This is a genomic window from Pedobacter zeaxanthinifaciens (assembly GCF_003313335.1).
In the GTDB taxonomy this organism is placed as follows: domain Bacteria; phylum Bacteroidota; class Bacteroidia; order Sphingobacteriales; family Sphingobacteriaceae; genus Pedobacter; species Pedobacter zeaxanthinifaciens.
The window spans coordinates 130,597-150,987 of the sequence record NZ_QMHP01000008.1 but is presented as its reverse complement, the minus strand read 5'-3'; the positions used below and the strand labels follow the sequence as shown (position 1 = coordinate 150,987).

The 20,391-nt window shown below is 39.1% G+C and carries 18 protein-coding genes and 1 tRNA gene; 11 read left to right on the top strand and 8 right to left on the bottom strand.

All coding sequences use genetic code 11. The features are described 5' to 3' along the window. Positions 1-28 precede the first annotated feature (28 nt). The 4 genes from mreC to rodA are packed head-to-tail and all read left to right on the top strand — an operon-like array spanning position 29 to position 4,603. Entirely contained in the window at positions 29-862 is an 834-nt protein-coding gene (mreC, locus tag DUT68_RS13450) for a rod shape-determining protein MreC (RefSeq protein WP_113638730.1), read from the top strand. Further along, positions 859-1,374 (top strand): rod shape-determining protein MreD, encoded by a 516-nt coding sequence (locus DUT68_RS13445; RefSeq protein WP_113638729.1) that lies wholly within the window; start codon positions 859-861, stop codon positions 1,372-1,374. Before mreC ends, DUT68_RS13445 begins: the two co-directional genes overlap by 4 nt. Then, complete coding sequence (mrdA, locus tag DUT68_RS13440; protein ID WP_113638728.1) at positions 1,375-3,357, top strand: penicillin-binding protein 2; 1,983 nt, start codon at positions 1,375-1,377, stop codon at positions 3,355-3,357. Next, on the top strand, positions 3,341-4,603 hold the full coding sequence (rodA, locus tag DUT68_RS13435) for a rod shape-determining protein RodA (protein ID WP_113638727.1): 1,263 nt from the start codon (positions 3,341-3,343) through the stop codon (positions 4,601-4,603). The genes mrdA and rodA overlap by 17 nt, the downstream gene beginning before the upstream one ends. A 121-nt stretch (positions 4,604-4,724) precedes the next feature. On the opposite strand, the gene DUT68_RS13430 is transcribed toward rodA, so the two are convergent. Further along, complete coding sequence (locus DUT68_RS13430; RefSeq protein ID WP_113638726.1) at positions 4,725-5,783, bottom strand: hypothetical protein; 1,059 nt, start codon at positions 5,781-5,783, stop codon at positions 4,725-4,727. A 282-nt stretch (positions 5,784-6,065) separates the two neighbouring features. Between DUT68_RS13430 and DUT68_RS13425 the strand changes: the two genes are divergently transcribed. After that, positions 6,066-6,641, top strand: a complete 576-nt coding sequence (locus DUT68_RS13425; protein ID WP_113638725.1) for a thymidine kinase — start codon at positions 6,066-6,068, stop codon at positions 6,639-6,641. Positions 6,642-6,799: 158 nt separating this feature from the next. Here the strand turns inward: DUT68_RS13425 and DUT68_RS13415 are convergent, their stop codons facing one another. Then, on the bottom strand, positions 6,800-9,634 hold the full coding sequence (locus DUT68_RS13415; protein WP_113638723.1) for a S8 family serine peptidase: 2,835 nt from the start codon (positions 9,632-9,634) through the stop codon (positions 6,800-6,802). Between the two features lie 143 nt (positions 9,635-9,777). On the opposite strand from DUT68_RS13415, the gene DUT68_RS13410 reads away from it, so the two are divergent. Then, complete coding sequence (locus tag DUT68_RS13410) at positions 9,778-10,191, top strand: VOC family protein (protein WP_113638722.1); 414 nt, start codon at positions 9,778-9,780, stop codon at positions 10,189-10,191. A gap of 103 nt (positions 10,192-10,294) precedes the next feature. Continuing rightward, a complete protein-coding gene (locus DUT68_RS13405; RefSeq protein WP_113638721.1) occupies positions 10,295-10,732 on the top strand; it encodes an SRPBCC family protein in 438 nt (145 codons plus the stop codon). A gap of 239 nt (positions 10,733-10,971) precedes the next feature. On the opposite strand, the gene DUT68_RS13400 is transcribed toward DUT68_RS13405, so the two are convergent. After that, positions 10,972-13,191, bottom strand: coding sequence for an NADP-dependent isocitrate dehydrogenase (locus DUT68_RS13400; protein WP_113638720.1), 2,220 nt, complete (start codon positions 13,189-13,191; stop codon positions 10,972-10,974). A 194-nt stretch (positions 13,192-13,385) separates the two neighbouring features. On the opposite strand from DUT68_RS13400, the gene DUT68_RS18610 reads away from it, so the two are divergent. Continuing rightward, entirely contained in the window at positions 13,386-13,520 is a 135-nt protein-coding gene (locus DUT68_RS18610) for a hypothetical protein (protein ID WP_262510302.1), read from the top strand. A 95-nt stretch (positions 13,521-13,615) separates the two neighbouring features. On the opposite strand, the gene DUT68_RS13395 is transcribed toward DUT68_RS18610, so the two are convergent. The 4 genes from DUT68_RS13395 to DUT68_RS13380 all read right to left on the bottom strand — a co-directional run bounded on the left by DUT68_RS13395 (position 13,616) and on the right by DUT68_RS13380 (position 16,142). Then, positions 13,616-14,086, bottom strand: coding sequence for a DinB family protein (locus tag DUT68_RS13395; protein ID WP_113638719.1), 471 nt, complete (start codon positions 14,084-14,086; stop codon positions 13,616-13,618). Between the two features lie 5 nt (positions 14,087-14,091). Continuing rightward, positions 14,092-14,505, bottom strand: coding sequence for an NAD(+)--rifampin ADP-ribosyltransferase (arr, locus tag DUT68_RS18640; RefSeq protein ID WP_306419626.1), 414 nt, complete (start codon positions 14,503-14,505; stop codon positions 14,092-14,094). 390 nt (positions 14,506-14,895) lie between these two features. After that, positions 14,896-15,345, bottom strand: a complete 450-nt coding sequence (locus tag DUT68_RS13385; RefSeq protein WP_113638717.1) for an SRPBCC domain-containing protein — start codon at positions 15,343-15,345, stop codon at positions 14,896-14,898. A gap of 329 nt (positions 15,346-15,674) precedes the next feature. Beyond that, on the bottom strand, positions 15,675-16,142 hold the full coding sequence (locus tag DUT68_RS13380) for a hypothetical protein (protein ID WP_113638716.1): 468 nt from the start codon (positions 16,140-16,142) through the stop codon (positions 15,675-15,677). Positions 16,143-16,718: 576 nt separating this feature from the next. Here DUT68_RS13380 and DUT68_RS13375 point away from each other — a divergent pair. Beyond that, the gene (locus DUT68_RS13375) at positions 16,719-17,582 is read left to right on the top strand and encodes a DMT family transporter (protein ID WP_113638715.1); all 864 of its coding nucleotides are present in this window, start codon (positions 16,719-16,721) and stop codon (positions 17,580-17,582) included. A 131-nt stretch (positions 17,583-17,713) separates the two neighbouring features. Here the strand turns inward: DUT68_RS13375 and DUT68_RS13370 are convergent. Next, a tRNA-Phe gene (locus DUT68_RS13370) sits at positions 17,714-17,786 on the bottom strand. 233 nt (positions 17,787-18,019) lie between these two features. Between DUT68_RS13370 and DUT68_RS13365 the strand changes: the two genes are divergently transcribed. After that, positions 18,020-19,315 carry a 4Fe-4S dicluster domain-containing protein gene (locus tag DUT68_RS13365; protein WP_113638714.1) on the top strand — a complete coding sequence of 432 codons (1,296 nt, stop codon included), beginning with the start codon at positions 18,020-18,022 and terminating at the stop codon, positions 19,313-19,315. A 135-nt stretch (positions 19,316-19,450) separates the two neighbouring features. Beyond that, entirely contained in the window at positions 19,451-20,239 is a 789-nt protein-coding gene (locus DUT68_RS13360) for a (Fe-S)-binding protein (RefSeq protein WP_113638713.1), read from the top strand. Positions 20,240-20,391: the final 152 nt, after the last annotated feature.

The following is a 20,391-nucleotide window of genomic DNA, read 5'->3' as shown; positions in this document are numbered from 1 at the left end:
AATCGTAACTCTAAAATCGTAAATCAGAATGCGTAACCTTTGGATTTTTCTTAGCAGATACAACGCATTTTTCTTTTTCATTATATTTTTTACTGTAGGTATTATTTTAGCCATACGAAATAACGCCTATCAACGCAGCACGGTATTCAATTCTACCAACGAAGTTGTGGGCACTGCCTATAAACGACTGAACGTTATTAAACGTTACCTTAATTTGGGCCAAGTAAACGATAGCCTAGCTACTGAAAATGCGCTATTAAAAACGCAATTAATGGCCGTTTTAAATGTCGACAGTACGAAACTCATCAAGGTTAAAGACAGCATTAACCAAGTGCAATACACGTTAATAGCTGCCAAAGTGATTAAAAATTCGGTAACACTCACCAACAATATCATTACAATCAATAAAGGTTTAAAAGATGGTATTGAAAAAGAAATGGCGGTGATATCTCCAGGAAAAGGTGTAGTTGGTTTCGTACAAAACGTGTCGGAAAATTTTGCAACCATTAGACCTTTATTAAACCAAGAAACCTTTATTAGCGTAGTGCTTAAAAAAGATAACGCATTTGGAAGCTTAGTTTGGGGCGATAATAATTTTGACTACCGTAAAGCACTTGTAAAAGAAATACCAAATCATTATAAAGTTAACGTTGGAGATACCATCGTTACCTCAGGATCAAGTGGTTTTCCTAGAGGAATTGAAGTTGGTAAAGTAACTAAAACAGGAGTTAGTACAGGTGATAACTTTATGACCTTAGAAATTTCGTTATTTAACAATTTTAGCACGTTACAATATGTTTACGTGGTGAAAGACAAGTTGGCTAATGAAATTAAGGCTTTGCAACAGGAGGTAAAACGATGAACAGCAGAACCATAATTGTCAATTTATTGAGATGGATGGCGCTCCTATTCATTCAAATCTTCCTACTGCGTAACATGGCTTTCTATAATCTATCAACCCCTTTTATCTACGTGTTGGTGATTTTGTTGTTACCTTTCCGAACGCCTAATCTACTTCTCTACCTCATTGCATTTATGACGGGCATCACGCTAGATGCGTTTTATGATACCTTAGGCGTACACACCAGTGCATGTGTGGCCTTAGCTTTTGTTCGTACCATATTTATCTCGATTAGTTTAAACCGTGATTCCATTGATGAACCGGAACCTACTTTAGGTAACATGGGGCTCAGATGGTTTTCTTTGTATGCAGTATTGTGTATTTTTGCGCATCACTTAATTTTATTTTTCCTTGAAGCTTTTAAAATAAGCTCGTGGAGCTATACCTTGGGTAGAACTTTATTAAGTGTTGTTTTTACGCTATTTACTGTAATACTTGTGGAGTTTATTTTCCATAATAGAAAATCGGCATAAATGGATCAACTGTTTAACAGAAAATATATCATTCAGGGACTGTTTGTTTTGCTGGCACTAATACTGCTGGGCAGGCTATTTTATATCCAAGTTGCCAGTGATAAATATTTTTTGGATGCTAACAACAATGCTTTAAAAAAACAGTTCATTTACCCCGCCCGAGGCGTAATTGTAGATCGTAACGGTAAAGTTTTGGCTCAAAACCAACCCACCTACGACTTAATGGTAACGCCAAATGAGGTGAAGCCATTTGACACCCTTTCACTTTGCCGCATTATCGGCATTGATATGACTGAATTTAGGGAGAAATTTAGAAAAGCAAAGGTTTATTCCCGATATCAGGCATCGATTTTTCAAAAGTTGCTTTCCGTAGAAACTTATGCTACCCTACAAGAGCGAATGGCTAATTATAAGGGTTTTGATGTACAAAAGAGAACAATCAGGTACTATCCAGATAGCATTAGCGGCCAGCTTTTGGGCTATATCAAAGAGGTTAATCAACGTGAAATTGAAAAGTACCAAGGTTACTACCGTCCCGGTGATTATATTGGAAAATCTGGCTTGGAAAAACAATATGAAGTTGATTTGAGAGGTCAAAAAGGAATTAAACGAATTTTATACAACGTACATAACGTTGCCCAGGGCAGTTATGCCGAAGGCCGCTTTGATTCCCTAGCCGTTGCAGGTGAACAACTTACCACTACAATTGATGTAGAATTGCAAAAATTGGGCGAACAACTATTAGCCAATAAATTGGGAAGTATTGTTGCCATTGAGCCCAGCACTGGCGAAATTTTGGCGTTTGTAAGCAGCCCAGGTTATGACCCCAATAAAATGGTAGGCCGCGAAACGGGGAAAAACTATCAGCAAATTTCAAGTAACCCTTACCGGCCGCTATTCGTTCGCCCTATCAAAGGACGTTACTCGCCCGGTTCGGCATTTAAACCTTTGGATGCTTTAATTGCCCTACAAGATGGAGTTATTGATCCAAATACTACCTTCAATTGCCCAGGTTATTACCAAGCTGGAAATAGGAGATTTAAATGTGAACACGTAGATGGAAATATCGCCCTGCGGAAAGGCATAGCTAGGTCATGCAACACTTATTTCTGGACTATTTTTGCCAAAATGATGGTGAAGAAGGGGTTGAAAAGTCAAAATCAGCATAAAGCTTACGATGAATGGCAGGAAAAAGTCCGCAAGTTTGGCATAGGTGATACTTTGGGAATTGACTTTCCTGGCGAAAGTGCCTACAAATTATTCACTGCCGACGATTACACCAAGCGCTACAGTAAATATTGGGGCTACACTACTATTTTGTCGGTGGGCATTGGACAGGGCGAGGTTACCACCACACCACTACAAATGGCAAACATTATGGCCATTATAGCTAACAGGGGTTACTACGTTAAACCGCATCTAGTTAAAGGTATTGGTAACGATAAACACATCGACAATAAATACAAAGAAAAGCACTATGTGGGTATTGATGCTAAATATTTTGAACCCGTTATTGATGGGATGCAGGATGCGGTTAATACCTCTATTGGTACGGCAACTGAATCTCGTATACCCGGCGTATTAATGTGTGGTAAAACAGGAACGGTACAAAACGTACATGGTAAAAACCATTCTGTTTTTATCGGCTTTGCTCCACGCGAAAATCCTAAGATAGCAATTGCTGTGATTGTAGAGAATGGCGGTTATGGTGGTGCTTATGCAGCTCCAATAGCTAGTTTTATAACCGAAAAATACTTAACTGACAGTTTAAAAGGAAGACGAATTAATGGTGCTACTGTTGAACAATATAAAGCAGATAATTTACTTCCAGTTTTAAAAGATAAATTACCCACCAAATTAAAATTAAAGGTAGATAGCAGTAAAGTAGACACTACGAAGCAAAAGGCTCCAATTAAGCCAGTGCCAGCAAAACAATTGAATCAGAACGCCATATTACCGAGAAAAAATGCAACAGCAAAATAGCCGATTCTTTTTTAACGTTGATTGGATCACCATATTGATTTATATGGCCCTTTGCGCCATTGGCTTCGTAAATATCTTTTCGGTACGTTTTGATCCGGACACTTCAACGGCATTTAACTTTAGCGATGAGTATGGAAAGCAATTGATTTTCGTTATATCGGCTTTGATTTTGGGTTTATCTATTTTATTGTTAGATGCAAAGTTTTTCAGTGTATTTGCGCCCATCGTGTATGGAATTACCATCATCATGCTCATGGCAGTACTGGTTGTGGGAAGAAACGTGGGTGGTAACCAGGCATGGATTCCCATTGGTTCATTTAGGTTGCAGCCCTCAGAATTCGCCAAATTCGGAACTGCACTTTTACTGGCTCGGTACATCAGCTCGTTTAACGTAAAGCTCAATACCTTAAAACCGATTCTCATTTGTGCGGCAATCATCATTTTACCAATGGCTTTAATTATGCTGCAGCCAGATGCCGGATCAATGTTGGTCTTTTTATCTTTCATGTTCCCGCTATACCGCGAGGGCTTGCCCGGCAACCTTTTGATTATTTTTTGGGGAGCAGTTTTGTTGTTCATCTTAAATCTTTTTGTTGCTCCAGCAATGCTCATTTTTGCCATTTTGGCGATAGGAGCGCTATTTGCCTACAATGCAAGAAAAAAGATAAGAAGAGTGGTGAACATTGGCATTATTACCATAGCCGCAATTGCCTATTTATTTGTAGCTAAGTTTGTTTTTGAAAACGTATTGAAACCGCACCAGCGTACACGTATCGAGCTAATTTTGGGACTTACTACAGATAATAGAGGTGCGGGATATAATGTAAGACAATCTAAAATTGCCATTGGTGCTGGACAACTTACCGGCCGTGGATTTTTAGAGGGTACACAAACAAAATTTGGTTATGTGCCTGCCCAAAGCACCGATTTTATTTTTTCTACCATTGGCGAAGAATGGGGTTTTATTGGTTGTTTTGTGGTGATTGGCCTTTACTGCTTCCTACTTTTACGGATCATCAATATGGCCGAACGACAGCGATCCGCTTTCTCAAGGGTGTACGGCTACAGTATTGCCTGCATCTTATTTTTTCACGTGTTTATCAACGTGGGGATGACGATTGGAATTATGCCTGTTATCGGTATTCCATTACCATTTATCAGTTATGGAGGATCATCATTATGGAGCTTCACCATACTCCTATTTATCTTCTTGAAATTGGATTCAAATAGGATGGGATTTATTTAAATGGTGGTTAGGAGCTAGGGATTAGTAATTAGTAATTAGTGGACAGTATTCGGTAAAAATCGTCTTAGACGAATATCTAGCCTATTACCAACTTCAAGTACCTGTAATACCTATACCAAAGCTAATCTTTAAATCTTCTGTTCAGCAACAAATAAAACTTATCAACCGTGGCTTGCTTTTCAGCCCAATTGTTTTTAACGGCGTAGTTTTTTTGGAAGAAGTTATCCGCGGCATCAAAGTTTGGCATTTTATTGGCGATATCAATAGCCTCCGCGTAAGCTAAGTTATAACCATTGAACAAATCTTTAATGTATAATAACTTATCGTTTAAATTGATAGCTGCCTTTAAATCAGTAACTACATTGCCAGAAGTTTCGTTCAAACGGGTGCTTGTATTTCTTCCTGCCAAAATATCATTTAGTGTAGGTTTAGCGGTAGTTTCTTCAACTTTAGCTACCGGAACTACTGCCTGATGAACCTCAACCACTGGCTTAGGTGCCTCCAAAACCATAGGTTCTTCAACTACAGGGGCAGCAGCAGGCAGTTCCTCCTCTTTATGTACCAAGAACGGCTCAGGGCCTATCTCATCTTCTTCTAGCTCCTCCGGATTTCTGATTAAGTTCTCTTTCACTTTGCGTTTCTGCGCCAAAATCAACTCTTCCTCTTCGCTTAAAGGCCTGTCAAATAGTTCATCAGCACCTTTCTCTTCGAAATCAAATTTATCGTCTTCCGAATAACTATCCGAATTCAGTATAAACTCAAAAGTTTGAGCAGGCTCTTCATCTAACCTAAAAATTTCCTTCTCATGAGCTGGTTTCAATACCTCCGGTTCTTCTTCAACTACCAATTCAATTGGCGTTACCTCTGGTTCCTGTGTATTGGCAAACGTAATCGCTTCTAATTGCTGCACATCTCTTAGCTCATCGCTTAATTCGTCAGATACAGAAGGTTCTTCTATCGCTAACTGATTTTGGGGAGATGAAACAGGAGGCAAAACTTGTGGCGCTAAATTTAGTTTCTTGATAATTTGGATATGATCTGCTAAGAAATTTGCGTTAGCCAAAAATAGCTCTAATTCCAACTCGCTCAATTGCTCCGGATTTTGTGACAAAAACTGATATTGATCGTTCAATTCGGCAAGTATGTTTCCTAGTTTTTTGAAAAGAGCTTCTTGTTTCATCTGTGCTATATTTCTAAATCGTTAAGTAAACTTCTTCCGAAGAAAAAATTTTTTGAATGTATTATTTGCCTGATGTACAGTTTAACACATTCTTTAAACGAAAGTTTTGGCTTTTTATGTTAATAAACTCAACCAAAAATACTATAAAAATCTGTTATATTTCTTCTAATAATCATATCTTCTTATGGTTGAGGAGAGAACGGAAAATTACTTTGATACACTAGCCGATGATATTGCATATCAAAGCAAATTTATCTAAGTTTGGCTAAAAATACCTTTACAATGTTATTTAGCGAACAAAATTTTAGACGGGGAGAAATTAGTGGAAGTATTGAAGTAGTTTGCGGCTCTATGTTTTCAGGCAAAACCGAAGAATTAATCAGAAGACTTAAAAGGGCGCAGATTGCTAAGCTAAATGTAGAGATTTTTAAACCTAAAACGGATACTCGATACGATGATACCGCAGTGGTTTCACACGATTCCAACTCCATCCAATCCACGCCTGTAGACCACTCTTCCGCTATTTTACTACTTGGTGCCAATACACAAGTGGTGGGCATTGATGAAGCTCAGTTTTTTGACGATGGACTGCCTGAAGTTTGCAACACCTTAGCAAAAAAAGGAATTAGGGTAATTATTGCCGGCTTAGACATGGATTTCTTGGGTAAACCATTTGGCCCAATGCCCGCTTTAATGGCCATTGCCGAACATGTCACGAAAGTTAATGCGGTTTGTATGCAATGCGGCAGTCCAGCTGTTTATTCTTACCGTACCGCAGCTAGCGAAGCTAGGGTACTACTAGGCGAAAAGGACAGCTATGAGCCTAGATGTAGAGCTTGTTTTAATAACGGGAATTAGTTCATTCGTTCATTCGTTGTTGGTTCATTGGGCATTGGTTCATTGGTCATTGGTTCATTAGTTCACTGGTCATTGGTCATTGGTTTATTGGTTATTGGTCATTAGTTCACTGGTCCTTGGTCATTGGCTATTGGTTATTGATCATTTGTTATTGCCCTCTACCTCACTACCATTTTTTTGCTTTGCTTGAATTTCGTGGTATTTAACCGATACACATAGGTTCCTTTTGAAGTTTTGCTTAAATCAACGTAAAAGCGGTAGGCACCAGCGCTAAAAGCACCTGAAGCAACTGTTGCAACCTTCTTGCCCTGAATATCGTAAATGGTTAACTCCACATCCGTGTTTTCAGGCAAATCCACCGGAATGTAGGTAAATTTATCTGCTGCATTTGGGTAATTCTGCTTCAAAGCATAATCTTTAGGCAATTCGCTAGCGGGTTTAATGTTTACCAAATCATACTTTGTTTTTGCTGCTTCACTTACTGCAATCAGTTCATTTTTATTGTCGGCAGCTAAAAAGGCATAGGCTACTTTAATAGAACCGCCTTTGGGTATATTATACGGCCCACTTCCCAGCGTGAACATTACGTCGTAACCGTTTGCGGTATCATAGCCTAGTCCCGGAGATTGTATTCCCGACGATAGTGTTTGATATTTTTCAGCGATGGAAAAACTATTATCCGCCAGTAAACTATTGGGCAATTGGTACGACAAAGGATAATAAGCCGGTGCCGCCGATAAATTTAGTAAGCGCACACCTGCATAAGGATAGGAAGTATTCTTTTTCGCGTAAACGTAAGCCATTTTTGTTGCGGCATCGTAGGCTGTAGCATTAGCTGACGATTCATCCAAATCCCAATCTGTAAATAAACCGGTATAAATATTTTGCAAATCGGTACCACTGGCATTCATTAGCTCATATTCCATAATCACATACTTGTCATCACCACTATTATTAAAAGCCAAAGCCCTTGAGGTAATTTTTAAACCAATTGGATTAGCAGCCGCCCCATCAGTAAATACACTAGTGCCTTCAAAAGCAGCGATGTTAGAAACGGACATTGCGGCGGTTTTATTACGTGTAAAATCCTCACTAGAAGTGGACGATGCCCTGGCATTATTCATTACCTGAGTACTTGATTTAGCCACTAGCAGTGCAGCCTCATACAGCATATTTTCATCTTTGTAAACAAAGCCCAAACCAGCTGTAGCATTAGCCTTGCTATACCCCACCCTACCATTTGAAGTTAAAGTGGTACTCACTTTATTTACAGCAACATTAAGGTAATCGAGTGCTACTACCGTTTTAAAACTTTCAAAATCGGTATAACTACCATTATTGGCGGTGTAATTCAGCGTAAATAATACCTCGTGATTTTCTGGTGCATTAGTCAGTATCCTTACCCTAACCGGACCAACATTATTTTTTAGTTCAGCAGTACTTAGATTACCGACATTGATATTTTGATCTAACACCTGAACATAACGACTATTACAAGTAATATTTACATTTAATCCCGTAACAGGAACGAGCAGATTTTTCAAACTGAACTGCATTGTAATTTCAGTGCCTGGTGCCCTATTACCGAAACTCTGATCTGTAATGGCAATATTTTGATAGCGTACTGACGCAGCACTTTCAGTGAGCGCCCTGTAAACATTTAACCTTCCCTTGCCTAATAAATTCACATAATTTGGATTTTGCGCATTGATATTGTCGGAAGTTGCCCTTAACAATTCGCCAATTTGCAAACCAGTATAATTAGGGTATTTAGCTTTCAACAATGCCGCTGCACTAGCAACCAGCGGCGCTGCCATTGATGTGCCCGAGTAATAAGCATAGTTATTATTGAAAACCGTATTGTAAATCCCTTCGCCGGGAGCAGAAATATCAACATAAGTACCATAATTAGAGGCCGACCCTTTGATATCATTGGAGTTTAAATTAGCTACTGCCAACACACCGTCGTAAGCAGCGGGGTAAATTGGAATATCATTGCCAGAATTGCCCGCAGCCGCAACTACCAAACAACCTTTGCTAATGGCGTAGTTCACCATTTCCTGTCCAAACTGACCACCACCTTCGCCGCCCCAAGAACAATTGATAATTTGTGCTCCTTTATCGGCTGCGTATTTAATCCCTTCGTAGCCTTTATAAATTGACCTACCATTATCATCGGCACCTGCTTTTACAATAAGCAATTTAGCGTTGGTTGCAATGCTTGCCACGCCTATACCATTATTGGTTACCGCACTTGCTATGCCGCTTACATGCACACCGTGGTCGGCAGCTGCACTTTTCACATTAGGATCATTATCACCAATCATTGTAGTAGCAGAAGCACCACAAAAATCCCAACCTGCGTAGTTATCTATGTAACCGTCCCCATCGTCATCAATTCCATTAACTGGATCGGCTGTATTGTAATAAATATTGGCTGCCAAATCTTGATGGGTAAGTTCAGATCCAGAATCAACAATGCCTATAATTACACTTGAGGCATTTCTCAAAACATCCCAAGCTTGAGGCGCTTTCACTTGCGACAGATAAAACTGTGCACTATAGGCCGCATCATTTGGCGTGTACCAAGTAGTGTGCACATAGCTTGGCTCGGCGTACGCAACCTGATCATTTTGTAACAAAGCGTTAATTACCTTTTCTATGGGCGTATTGCCCGTATACTTCGCTTCATAGTAATTCTCAAAATGAAGATCGGCATTTGAAGTGGCCTCAGTATTATTGGTGTTTTGCTTAAATATTGGCTCCAATGCTGATAGACTTATGCCAGCATCCTTAAGTTCGGCTGATGCACTTTCAGTAAGTGAGTTGAGCTTGGTACCGGTTTTGTACTTAACAATTACAGTATTTGGAAGATAATCGGCGGCATTAATTCCTTTGGGAAGCGTAAATTTCGATTGTTTGGAAGGTTTATCTGCATTATCAAAAGCAAATAAAACAAATACCAAAACCGAGAACAAGTAAAGTTTCTTCATGAGCTTATTGGCGTTGAGCTAAGTTACACAATCTAACGTCGCCAAACAACACGGTCAAATGCCCCTGCATATTGTCGTATTTCGCCCTGTTTTTAGTAGGTTAATATTCGGATTTTTGAACTATCGACTTAAAAATTTAAAGCATGACTAAAGAAATTTGGCTAAACCTGCCGGTAAATAACATTAAAACCACCACCGATTTTTTCAAAAAGATTGGTTTTACCGTTAATACTAATGCGCCGCAAAGCGATACAATGGTATCATTCAAAATCGGTCAAAAAGATTTCATTGTGAATTTTTTTACGACTGAGGTGTTTAAAAGCTTCACTAATTTTAAAATCGCCGAATTAGATAATGCTACTTCCTGCCTAATTTCCATTGATGCCGAAAGTAGAAATGAAGTTGATGAAATTTTAGATAGTGCCGCAGCAGCTGGAGCTACCATTTATGCAAAAGGTGGCGAAAAAGATGGTTGGATGTATGGAGGTGGTTTTACCGACCTAAATGGTCACAAATGGAACGTGTTATTTATGGACTTTAGCAAATTCAAATATTAACCGTTATAAAAAAAATTGAATCATCTCATTGATATTCAAGTATTCCTCTGTAAATTACTTCAAGCAGCGGCGATATTTAATTGTTGCACTTAAATTTAACACTATGGAAAAATTGTATTTCAAAACCGAAATTAATGCCAGTAAAGAAAAAGTTTGGGATATTCTTTTCGGAGAAAAAAGCTATCCTCAATGGACTAGCGTATTTGCAGAAGGCTCAAGAGCGGTAACCGATTGGCAAAAAGGCAGTAAAGCTTTGTTTTTAAATACTGAAGGCAACGGAATGGTTTCTGAAATTGCGGATCACATCACCAACGAATACCTGTCTATCAAACATTTGGGCTTTTACAATAACGGTGTTGAAGACTTGGAAAGTGAAGAGGTGAAAAAGTGGAATGGAGCACATGAAAATTACAAATTGAGCACATTGGAAGGCAAATCAATTTTAAGTGTAGAAATGGATAGCACACAGGAGTATAAATCCTATTTTGAGGAAACTTGGCCTAAAGCGCTGCAAAAGGTAAAAGAATTGGCAGAAGCTTAAGAGGAGTAAATTATAATAAGTAACTGCCTACTTCCCATAGCTCAGAGAGGTAGTATTAAAGCGTAAGTCCAAAATCTTACTTTGAGCTATAACCTCAACCTGTTCTTTGCGGAAACTTGGCGCACTTTGTGCCCTTTGCGGTTTACTAATTTTTAACGCAATGACGAATATAATTCCAACAAAAAATCCCTCGATAAAACCATCGAGGGATTTCTATATTCGTATCTAATAAATACTACTTACAAACTTGCCAAAGCATTATTTAACGTTTCACTTGGGCGCATTGCTTTAGAAGCCAATTCATCATTTGGATTATAGTAACCACCAATGTTTTGCGCTTTACCTTGTGCTTCAATTAGCTCAGCAGTAATTTTAGATTCGCTTTCTGCCAACGCTTTTGCCAAAGGTTCAAATTTAGCTTTCAACTCAGCATCTTCAGTTTGAGCTGCCAAAGCTTCTGCCCAGTACAAAGCCAAATAATAATGTGAACCACGGTTGTCAATGGTACCTAATTTTCTACCTGGAGATTTATCAGTAGCTAAAAATTTAGCGTTAGCCTCATCCAAAGCATCAGCCAATACTTGAGCTTTTGCATTATTTTGCGTTTGAGCCAAGTGCTCTAACGATGCTTGTAACGCCAAGAATTCTCCTAATGAATCCCAACGCAAGTAACCCTCTTGAACAAACTGCTCTACGTGTTTAGGAGCCGAACCTCCAGCTCCAGTTTCGAACAAACCGCCGCCATTCATTAAAGGAACAATAGATAACATTTTTGCGGAAGTACCTAATTCTAAAATCGGGAATAAATCCGTTAGGTAATCACGCAATACGTTACCAGTTACTGAAATGGTATCTTCACCTTTACGGATACGCTCCAAGGTAAATTTAGTAGCTTCAATTGGAGATAAAATGCGAAGATCTAACCCGTTAGTATCAAAGTTTGGCAAATATTTATTTACTTTTTTAATGATTTCAGCATCATGTGCTCTGTTTTCATCTAACCAGAACACAGCAGGCGTATTTGACAAACGGGCTCTGTTTACTGCTAATTTTACCCAATCTTGAATTGGCGCATCCTTAGTTTGGCACATACGGAAAATATCACCTTTTTCTACTTGCTGCTCGAAGACAACATTTCCGGCAGCATCAGTTACACGGATAGTTCCACTAGCCGAAGCTTGGAAAGTTTTATCATGAGAACCATATTCCTCTGCTTTTTGAGCCATTAAGCCCACATTAGGAACTGAGCCCATGGTGGTTGGATCAAAAGCACCATGCTTTTTACAATCGTCAATTGTTGCCGAGTAAACACCTGCATAGTTTCTATCAGGAATTATAGCTAAAGTATCTTGCTGTTTACCTTCTTTGTTCCACATTTGGCCCGATGTACGGATCATTGCAGGCATAGATGCATCTACAATTACATCCGAAGGAACGTGTAAATTGGTAATGCCTTTATCAGAGTTTACCATCGCTAAAGCTGGGCCGTTTGCAATTGCTGCATCAATAGCCGCTTTTACTTCTGCTTCCTGTGCATTGCCAGCAATTTTAGCGTACACATCGCCTAAACCATTACGTGTATCAACACCTAAATTTTTGAAAAGCTCAGCGTATTTTTCGAAAACATCGGCAAAATAAACTTCCACAATGGCACCAAAAATGATAGGATCTGAAACCTTCATCATGGTAGCTTTTAAGTGGGCAGAAAGCAATACGCCATCAGCTTTAGCTTCTTTAATCGCCTCGGCAACGAAAGCCTTTAATTTAGAAAGACTCATTACCGAACTATCGATCACTTCGCCAGCTTTTAGCTTAGCTAAGCCCTTCAATTCAGTAACTGCTCCAGCAGCATCTACAAATTCGATTTTGAATTGCGTATCGTTCTCAACAGTAGTAGATTTTTCTGAACCATAAAAATCACCTTCGCTCATGCTAGCCACTTTGGTTTTGGAATCTGAAGACCAAGCCCCCATGGAATGTGGATTAGCTTTTGCATAATTTTTTACCGCTTTAGGTGCTCTACGATCAGAGTTACCCTCACGCAACACTGGATTTACAGCAGAACCTAAAACCTTTGCATATTTTGCCTTGATTGCTTTTTCTTCTTCAGTTTGAGCATCTTCCGGATAGTTAGGCAATGCAAAACCTTGTGATTGCAACTCGGCAATAGCGCCTTTTAATTGTGGAATAGATGCAGAAATATTTGGTAACTTGATGATATTAGCCTCCGGTGTAGTTGCCAATTGACCAAGCTCTGTCAATGCATCTCCAATTTTTTGATCATCTTTTAAAAACTCAGGAAAGTTAGCTAAAATCCTTCCAGCTAAGGAGATATCCCTTGTTTCAACATCAATACCCGCTGATGCCGTAAAAGCCTGAACGATGGGTAAAAATGAATAGGTTGCCAACAATGGAGCCTCATCTGTTTTAGTATAGATAATTTTTGATGAATTTGACATGTTTTTTTATTTATGATGTACGAATAAAATGTCCAAATACGGACTGGTTTGATAAAATCGCCTAAAGATAAAAGAAAGCGGCGAATTATATAACAGCTTAGTGTTATTTATACATAAAAACAACCTTTAAAGAAAAGGGCCTGTAACAAATCCCATATGTTTTCGTTCTAATGACAAGCTAAACTAACTCAACCATGAACAGAGAAGAATTAATGCAATCGAATTGGTTCAAAATCCTTTTACCCATCATCATCATTTTTATCGCTATAGGAATTTATCAAAATGGCTATTCATTTGGGCAATGGATTTATGCCAAGTTGCATCCATAACTTACATGGTACTGGCTAGAATTAAGTTAGGTTAACGTTTAAAATATAGCATAAGCGAATTTTACCGCTGAAGTGTTATTCTTATTGATTACCAACTAAGTCCCAACAATTAACTTTTTAATCAAAGAAATTTGCCCTAAGTGATAATAGCAATGTTCAATTACCCCTTCAATATTTCTAAGCCAAGTGCCATACTTCTCATCTATAAAAGGTTGATCAAAAACGTCGTCTTCCAATTGTTCTACTTTCCAAACAAACTGTGCTGCATGATGTAAAAATTCAGCTCTCAACTCGTCCCAATCATTTGCTGAGTTAATTTGGGGCATGTCAAAACTATATTGATCGCTAATTTCCAGCTTACCTGTTTCAAATGCTCGCAACAATCCTTTCAGGTAATAATTGATGTGAAAAGTTAGCATAGCGATGGTGTTTAAGCTTCCTAATTTTTGAGTGGCCTGCAAACAGTTCAAATCCTGTAGCTGCATTTTAAAATTGGTATTGGCAATCCAAGTACCATCCAGCAACACCTCGCTAAGTCGAGCGGCAATGGTTAAGTTTCGGTTCATTTACGTCAATTGATAATTTCCCCTTGGTTATTTTCTACCCTTTCACGAAATTTTTGAATCACTTCCGGAGCTTGCCTTTCCCAATCGGCTACCTCTCCAACAATACGAAGTGGCGCTGCAGAACGGTAAGAACGCGTTGGGTTTCCAGGAAATTTTTGATTTGTGAGGTTAGGATCATTTTCAAAATCCCCCGTTGGCTCTACCACATACACTCGTTCTACGCCATCACCTTTAGCTAAGGCGGCGGCCAAACCCGCTCCATTAGCCATCGCCGTAAAGTAAATATGGTTCATTTTCAGCGACTGCTGGTAATTGGAATTTCCTCCCGGGGTCAACAAATCTCCCACTTTCAAATCTGCCTTTGTACCGTGATAGAAAGGACCTTGATCAGAGGGTTTGTTTTGATGTTGACTGGCCAACGCTGCAAAGTGCTGAGCCTTAACTTCATTTTTCAATGCTTGATGACATTTGCTTAAGTTCAAGTACAAAGATGGCAAGGCACTTTTAACAGCAACATCAGCTACATTTAAGGCATAATGCAATGCTTGTTTAAGCCAATTCAGTTTTTCAGGATCCTGCTGCGTCAAACGAGCTAAATAATGGGCTGCTAAAAACTTCTCGAAATCAGCGGCAGCTTCGTTCCAAGCTTGTGTGAAAAAATCTTTCGCTTTTTCAAGTTCGCCTTGCTGTTCCATTTCCATGCCTTGTAGGCACAATTTAACTATCGGATTAAAAGGGGAAAATTCCATTTGTAAGTTATTTGCGGCAATAAATATGGGCGGTAGAAATTTAAAACGATGCAACAAACGCTAAAGCTGGCCGCCCTCCTGAATTGCACGTTGAAGCCGATCAAAATTCTCTTCGTTTTTAGGTGCTACAAACTTTCGCATTTTCTCGCACTCCTCTACGCTAGCAAAAATCATCTTGAATGAGATACGTGTTTGATCATTGCCCAACTCTTCAAAACCAACTTCCATATCAAAAAGTGGCTGCGAAAGCCTCGTCCACGCAACCAGCCGTTGAGGAACTACCTGTGTAAAAACAGCGGAGTTTTCGTAATTACCTTTCTCCGGACCATGCATCGTTAAGATCCACTTACCGCCGGGCTTCAAATCAAATTCATGAATGGTATTGGTAAAACCTTCCGGACCCCACCAAGTTTTTAGTAGCGCTGGTTTAGCAAAAAAATCGTACACCACATTTACTGGCGCCTCAATAACTCTTGAGCTTAACACCTCTTGGTTAGCTGTTTGTTGCATTTTGTTGAAATCAGTTACAAAATATAAACTTAACGCTTTATCAGCTGATTTTAAATTTTAATGAAAATTGTGTGGTAAAAATCTTGACAAAAAAGCAAAGTTTGCCATAATTAAAATAAATCCTACAATTCCAATATCTGTCGTAAAATAAGTTGGTTAAGCTTGCAGTTAACGGTTTGCTTTGAATTGCTCTTTATATGCCGATACGTGATGAGGAAATTCCTCTTCAAAAAACGGATAAGCCACTCCATTTACAGTGATTTCAAATTCGATACCCAAAAGCACACGCCTTCGCCCGCACAAGTCTTACCAAATGGCTAAATTGCTATTTAGAAGGGATTCATGCCTTTCTTAACGCTATTTATCCTACTCGTAATGAACTCAGAGATTTTTAGTCCTGTCGGTTCTAACCATTTATCAATAGGGTATTCATACAAAGCATTCCATACTATTGGATCATCGCCTTGGTCTAGATATACAAATAGCATTTGGTCACTGGCATGGTATACATCAATTGCATAAAAAGGTCTGGTAATTGTTTTATTACCATAATTCAAATATTTACGAACATGTTCCTGCATTTGTTGTTGATTAAAAATTGCAAAATCAAGCAAATAACAGGAATTTCCTGTTAAAAAAAGTAGTTCCCTCAATGCTTTGGGAAAAGGAGTATTATTATTGTATAATGCCTCTAATTGCTCAATTTCAGTAAGCGGAATAGGTTGATTTTTCCAATCTCTGGTAACTCCTTTCTCTACAGGGTTATCTTTTAAATAACTTAAATATTTAATTTCCACAATATTTAGTTTTATCTGGCAATGAAGTTGCTGTTAACTAGGTTTTTAAAACTTAAAATGGAAACAACTTCGCATATCCAACATTTCGTTGTTTAAAGACAAAAATTTATCTCGTTATTCTATTATCTCAAATATATCACATTTCCTTACAAATCATAAAAAGATATTTAATCTACTGCAAGTCAATAAAAATACCGCCGACACTAAAGATGCCCCAGATAATCATACTGTAGAAAGTATTATTATTTAGCACTCCAAAGAATACCGAACTTGGCATCCGGATTCACCTCATTAAGATAAAATTACCAATCCTCTATTGCAAATTACATCATGTTGATTACCTTTGTTGCGAGAGCGTTAATTTAGATGATGGGGATATGACTTCGGTTGTATCTCCATTTCTTTTTTCAGACCATAAGGACAAAGGGTTTTGTCGCACTTCGAATAGACCAATCGGAAATTAAATCCAAGACAAGCAACAGCGTTTTTATAGTAAATACCGCTGTTATCTTTCAAATGACCTTTGATCAAGAAAATCAAATCAAATGCTAGCAATTTTGATTATTTTGCTACTATATGACACCCGACGTGCTTTTCTTAGTATTAAGCGCCGCCGTTTTGCATGCCGTTTGGAATTTAATTTCTAAAAAAGCTAACGGAAAGGCTCCTTTCGTATGGCTGATGTACATTGGCAGCACCGTAGTTTACCTACCATTGCTAGTGTACCACATCGCTAGTAACGAGCAATTCGAGTTCTCTGAACCCATGCTATGGTTTTCGCTCAGTAGCGCAATTCTGCACATTGCCTACTTTCTAATCTTGCAGAAAGGTTACCGAAAAGCCGACCTCTCGGTAGTTTATCCTCTTGCTCGTGGCTCTGGCCCGCTACTCTCCTCAATGGCTGCTATAGTAGTGCTTAAGGAAACATTTGGATATCATATAGCCCTAGGTTTAGCGCTAATTCTTGCAGGCGTACTCGTAATTACCGGATTAAGCTTTAAAAAGGGGGATAAAAAGATACACGCTGGAATTTTTTGGGGAAGCCTAACCGGATTATTTATTGCGCTGTATACGCTTAATGATGCCATTGCCATTAAAAACTATCAGCTATCACCTCTACAACTTACGTTTTCTTCCAACGCCTTTAGCACAGTATTGCTAATCCCTTTGCTTATTGGTAAAACCGAAGAAATAAAAAGCGATTGGATTGAACACAAATGGAGCATATTGGCCATAGCCACACTTAGCCCTGCCGCCTACATCTTAGTGCTAGAAGCACTAAAATTAGCCCCACTTACCATTATCGCTCCAGCAAGGGAAACCAGCATACTCATCGGGGTTTTCATGGGTTCAAAAGCACTCAATGAAACAGATGGCAAAAGAAGGATCATTGCCAGCGCACTTATCCTATGTGGTATAGTTGCGTTAAGCCTTACATAACCGACCGCACTGTTAACATAAAGGCATTAGCTATTGAACGATTCAACGGCCTAGGGAAACTTTTCGCCAGTTAGCGCTAATAAAATTTAGGCAATAAAAAAACCCCGAGAGTTACTTCGGGGTTTGGGAAGTGGTGCCTGCCGGGATCGAACCAGCGACACAAGGATTTTCAGTCCTTTGCTCTACCAACTGAGCTAAGGCACCTCCGTTTGGGAATGCAAATGTAGTTCCTTTTTTTGAAACACAAAATTATTTTGCAAAAAAATATCAATCAGCAACAACAAAACATCTCTTCACACTCTAAATCAACCAATTAATTTTTATAAAAAAATGAAATTAATCCATAACCATTCTAAATTTTAAAAATTATGCTTGCATAATAAATATTTTAAACCTAAATATTTTAACTTCGTTGTTAGTATAACAATACATCATTTATGGTTTCTCAAATAATATTCGTCATTTTAACCATAGTTGGCGTTGGGCTTTTTGCTTTCAACGCTCAAAAGGTTATCCGCAATATCAAGTTAGGTAAAAGCGCCAATCGTAGCGACAAGCCTCAGGAACGTTGGATGGTGATGCTTAAAGTAGCTTTTGGTCAAACCAAAATGGCTGTGCGCCCTGTGCCGTTTTTATTGCACTTGGTAGTTTACCTAGGCTTTGTAATCATCAACATTGAAGTACTGGAAATTGTAATTGATGGCATATTTGGCACTCACCGTGTTTTTTCCGGATTAGGTGGATTGTATAATTTCTTAATTGGCAGCTTCGAGCTATTAGCAGCTGGGGTTTGGTTGGCCTGCGTTGTATTTCTAATTAGAAGAAATGTATTAAAGCTTAAACGCTTTTCAGGGGTAGAAATGAAGACTTGGCCAAAATCAGATGCCAACTACATCTTAATTACAGAAATACTATTGATGAGCGCCTTCTTGCTGATGAATGCTGCAGATGCTAAACTGCAATCGCTTGGCGCTTCACATTACACCGCTGCTGGTGCTTTCCCGGTAAGCGCATGGTTGCAAAACCTATTGCCAAACCAAATTGACACCTTGATTTTTATAGAGCGTTTTTGCTGGTGGTTTCACATTGCAGGCATTTTTGCTTTCCTTAACTATCTACCCTACTCTAAACATTTCCACATCATATTGGCCTTTCCAAACACTTACTTCTCCAATTTAAAACCAAAAGGACAGTTTAGTAATATGGATAGCGTTACCAATGAGGTTAAAGCTATGCTTGATCCATCTTTTGTGCCGGCAGATGCTGCTCCGGGAAGATTTGGAGCCAAGGATATTCAAGACCTTAGTTGGGTAAATTTATTGAATGCCTACACCTGTACCGAATGCGGAAGATGTACTTCTGTTTGTCCGGCAAATATTACCGGCAAGTTGCTGTCGCCCCGTAAAATTATGATGGATACCCGCGACCGCATGGAAGAAGTAGGGAAAAACATCGATAAACATGGCGCCGAGCACCAAGATGGAAAAGCACTACTGGACGATTACATTACCAGGGAAGAAATTTGGGCCTGCACAAGCTGTAACGCTTGTGTGGAGGCTTGCCCGGTAAATATTGATCCTTTGTCCATCATTACCGAGTTAAGAAGATACGCTGTGATGGAAGAATCTGTAGCGCCAGCTAGTATAAACGCGATGCTAGGCAATGTAGAAAACAATGGCGCTCCGTGGAAATATTCTCCTTCCGACAGGTTTAACTGGAGTGAAGGGAATTAAACCCAGAAAAAACAAGAAGTTGAAGCTAAAAAACGATGCTTAGCTTCTAAAATTACAAGAAAAATAAAATCGAGTTGAGTAAAGTAAGTATTCGGTGCGCTAGCATCTAAATATTAACTACCAAATACTAAAAAAATGGAATTTAAAGTACCAACAATGGCCGACATGATGGCCGCAGGAGAAGAACCAGAAATTTTATTTTGGGTAGGCTGTGCTGGAAGTTATGACGAACGAGCACAGAAAATCACCCGTGATATCTGCAAGATACTTCATCATGTTGGACTGAAATATGCAGTTTTGGGTACAGAAGAAAGCTGTACCGGAGATCCAGCTAAGCGTGCCGGAAATGAGTTTTTATTCCAAATGCAGGCCATGGCTAACATTGAGGTGCTAAACGCTTACAACATCAAAAAAATTGTAACTGGGTGCCCGCACTGCTTTAATACGATAAAAAATGAGTATCCGGGATTAGGCGGAAACTACGAAGTGATCCATCATACTCAATTGATTCAAGACTTAATTAACCAGGGTAAATTAAAAGCCGAAGGTGGCGAAAGTTTTAAAGGCAAGAAAATTACGTATCATGACCCTTGTTACCTTGGCCGTGCCAACGGGGTTTATGAAGCTCCTCGAAAAGCGCTTGAAGTGCTAGATGCGCAATTGGTTGAAATGAAACGCTGCAAAGCTAACGGACTTTGCTGTGGTGCCGGCGGCGCACAGATGTTTAAAGAACCGGAAAAAGGAAACAAAGACATCAACATTGAACGAATTGAAGAAGCTTTAAGCACTGAACCACAGTTTATTGCTGCTGGCTGCCCTTTTTGTATGACCATGCTTAACGATGGCGTGAAACTGAAAGACAAGGAGCAAGAAGTAAAGGTGTTAGATATCGCTGAGATTACCGCTAGAGCTAACGGTTTGTAACAGACATCCGATAGTATTTTAGTACTTGGAGTAAATGTTACTTTGTCGCATCATAGTTTCCGCGTTTGCGAGAATGACGAGATAGGAACGCCATCACCAAACATGTTATCTTTCGTTTCAGGATCTTTAATGCGCCCTAGCTAGTTAATTTA

Bases quoted from the DNA above. Each gene is read 5' to 3' on its own strand.
- DUT68_RS13400 (WP_113638720.1), bottom strand. From the start codon at position 13,191: ATGTCAAATTCATCAAAAATTATCTATACTAAAACAGATGAGGCTCCA.
- DUT68_RS13360 (WP_113638713.1), top strand. From the start codon at position 19,451: ATGGAATTTAAAGTACCAACAATGGCCGACATGATGGCCGCAGGAGAA.
- mreC (WP_113638730.1), top strand. From the start codon at position 29: ATGCGTAACCTTTGGATTTTTCTTAGCAGATACAACGCATTTTTCTTT.
- DUT68_RS13410 (WP_113638722.1), top strand. From the start codon at position 9,778: ATGACTAAAGAAATTTGGCTAAACCTGCCGGTAAATAACATTAAAACC.
- rodA (WP_113638727.1), top strand. From the start codon at position 3,341: ATGCAACAGCAAAATAGCCGATTCTTTTTTAACGTTGATTGGATCACC.
- DUT68_RS13405 (WP_113638721.1), top strand. From the start codon at position 10,295: ATGGAAAAATTGTATTTCAAAACCGAAATTAATGCCAGTAAAGAAAAA.
- DUT68_RS13375 (WP_113638715.1), top strand. From the start codon at position 16,719: ATGACACCCGACGTGCTTTTCTTAGTATTAAGCGCCGCCGTTTTGCAT.
- DUT68_RS18610 (WP_262510302.1), top strand. From the start codon at position 13,386: ATGAACAGAGAAGAATTAATGCAATCGAATTGGTTCAAAATCCTTTTA.
- DUT68_RS13415 (WP_113638723.1), bottom strand. From the start codon at position 9,634: ATGAAGAAACTTTACTTGTTCTCGGTTTTGGTATTTGTTTTATTTGCT.
- DUT68_RS13430 (WP_113638726.1), bottom strand. From the start codon at position 5,783: ATGAAACAAGAAGCTCTTTTCAAAAAACTAGGAAACATACTTGCCGAA.
- DUT68_RS13365 (WP_113638714.1), top strand. From the start codon at position 18,020: ATGGTTTCTCAAATAATATTCGTCATTTTAACCATAGTTGGCGTTGGG.
- mrdA (WP_113638728.1), top strand. From the start codon at position 1,375: ATGGATCAACTGTTTAACAGAAAATATATCATTCAGGGACTGTTTGTT.
- DUT68_RS13445 (WP_113638729.1), top strand. From the start codon at position 859: ATGAACAGCAGAACCATAATTGTCAATTTATTGAGATGGATGGCGCTC.
- DUT68_RS13395 (WP_113638719.1), bottom strand. From the start codon at position 14,086: ATGAACCGAAACTTAACCATTGCCGCTCGACTTAGCGAGGTGTTGCTG.
- DUT68_RS13425 (WP_113638725.1), top strand. From the start codon at position 6,066: ATGTTATTTAGCGAACAAAATTTTAGACGGGGAGAAATTAGTGGAAGT.
- DUT68_RS13385 (WP_113638717.1), bottom strand. From the start codon at position 15,345: ATGCAACAAACAGCTAACCAAGAGGTGTTAAGCTCAAGAGTTATTGAG.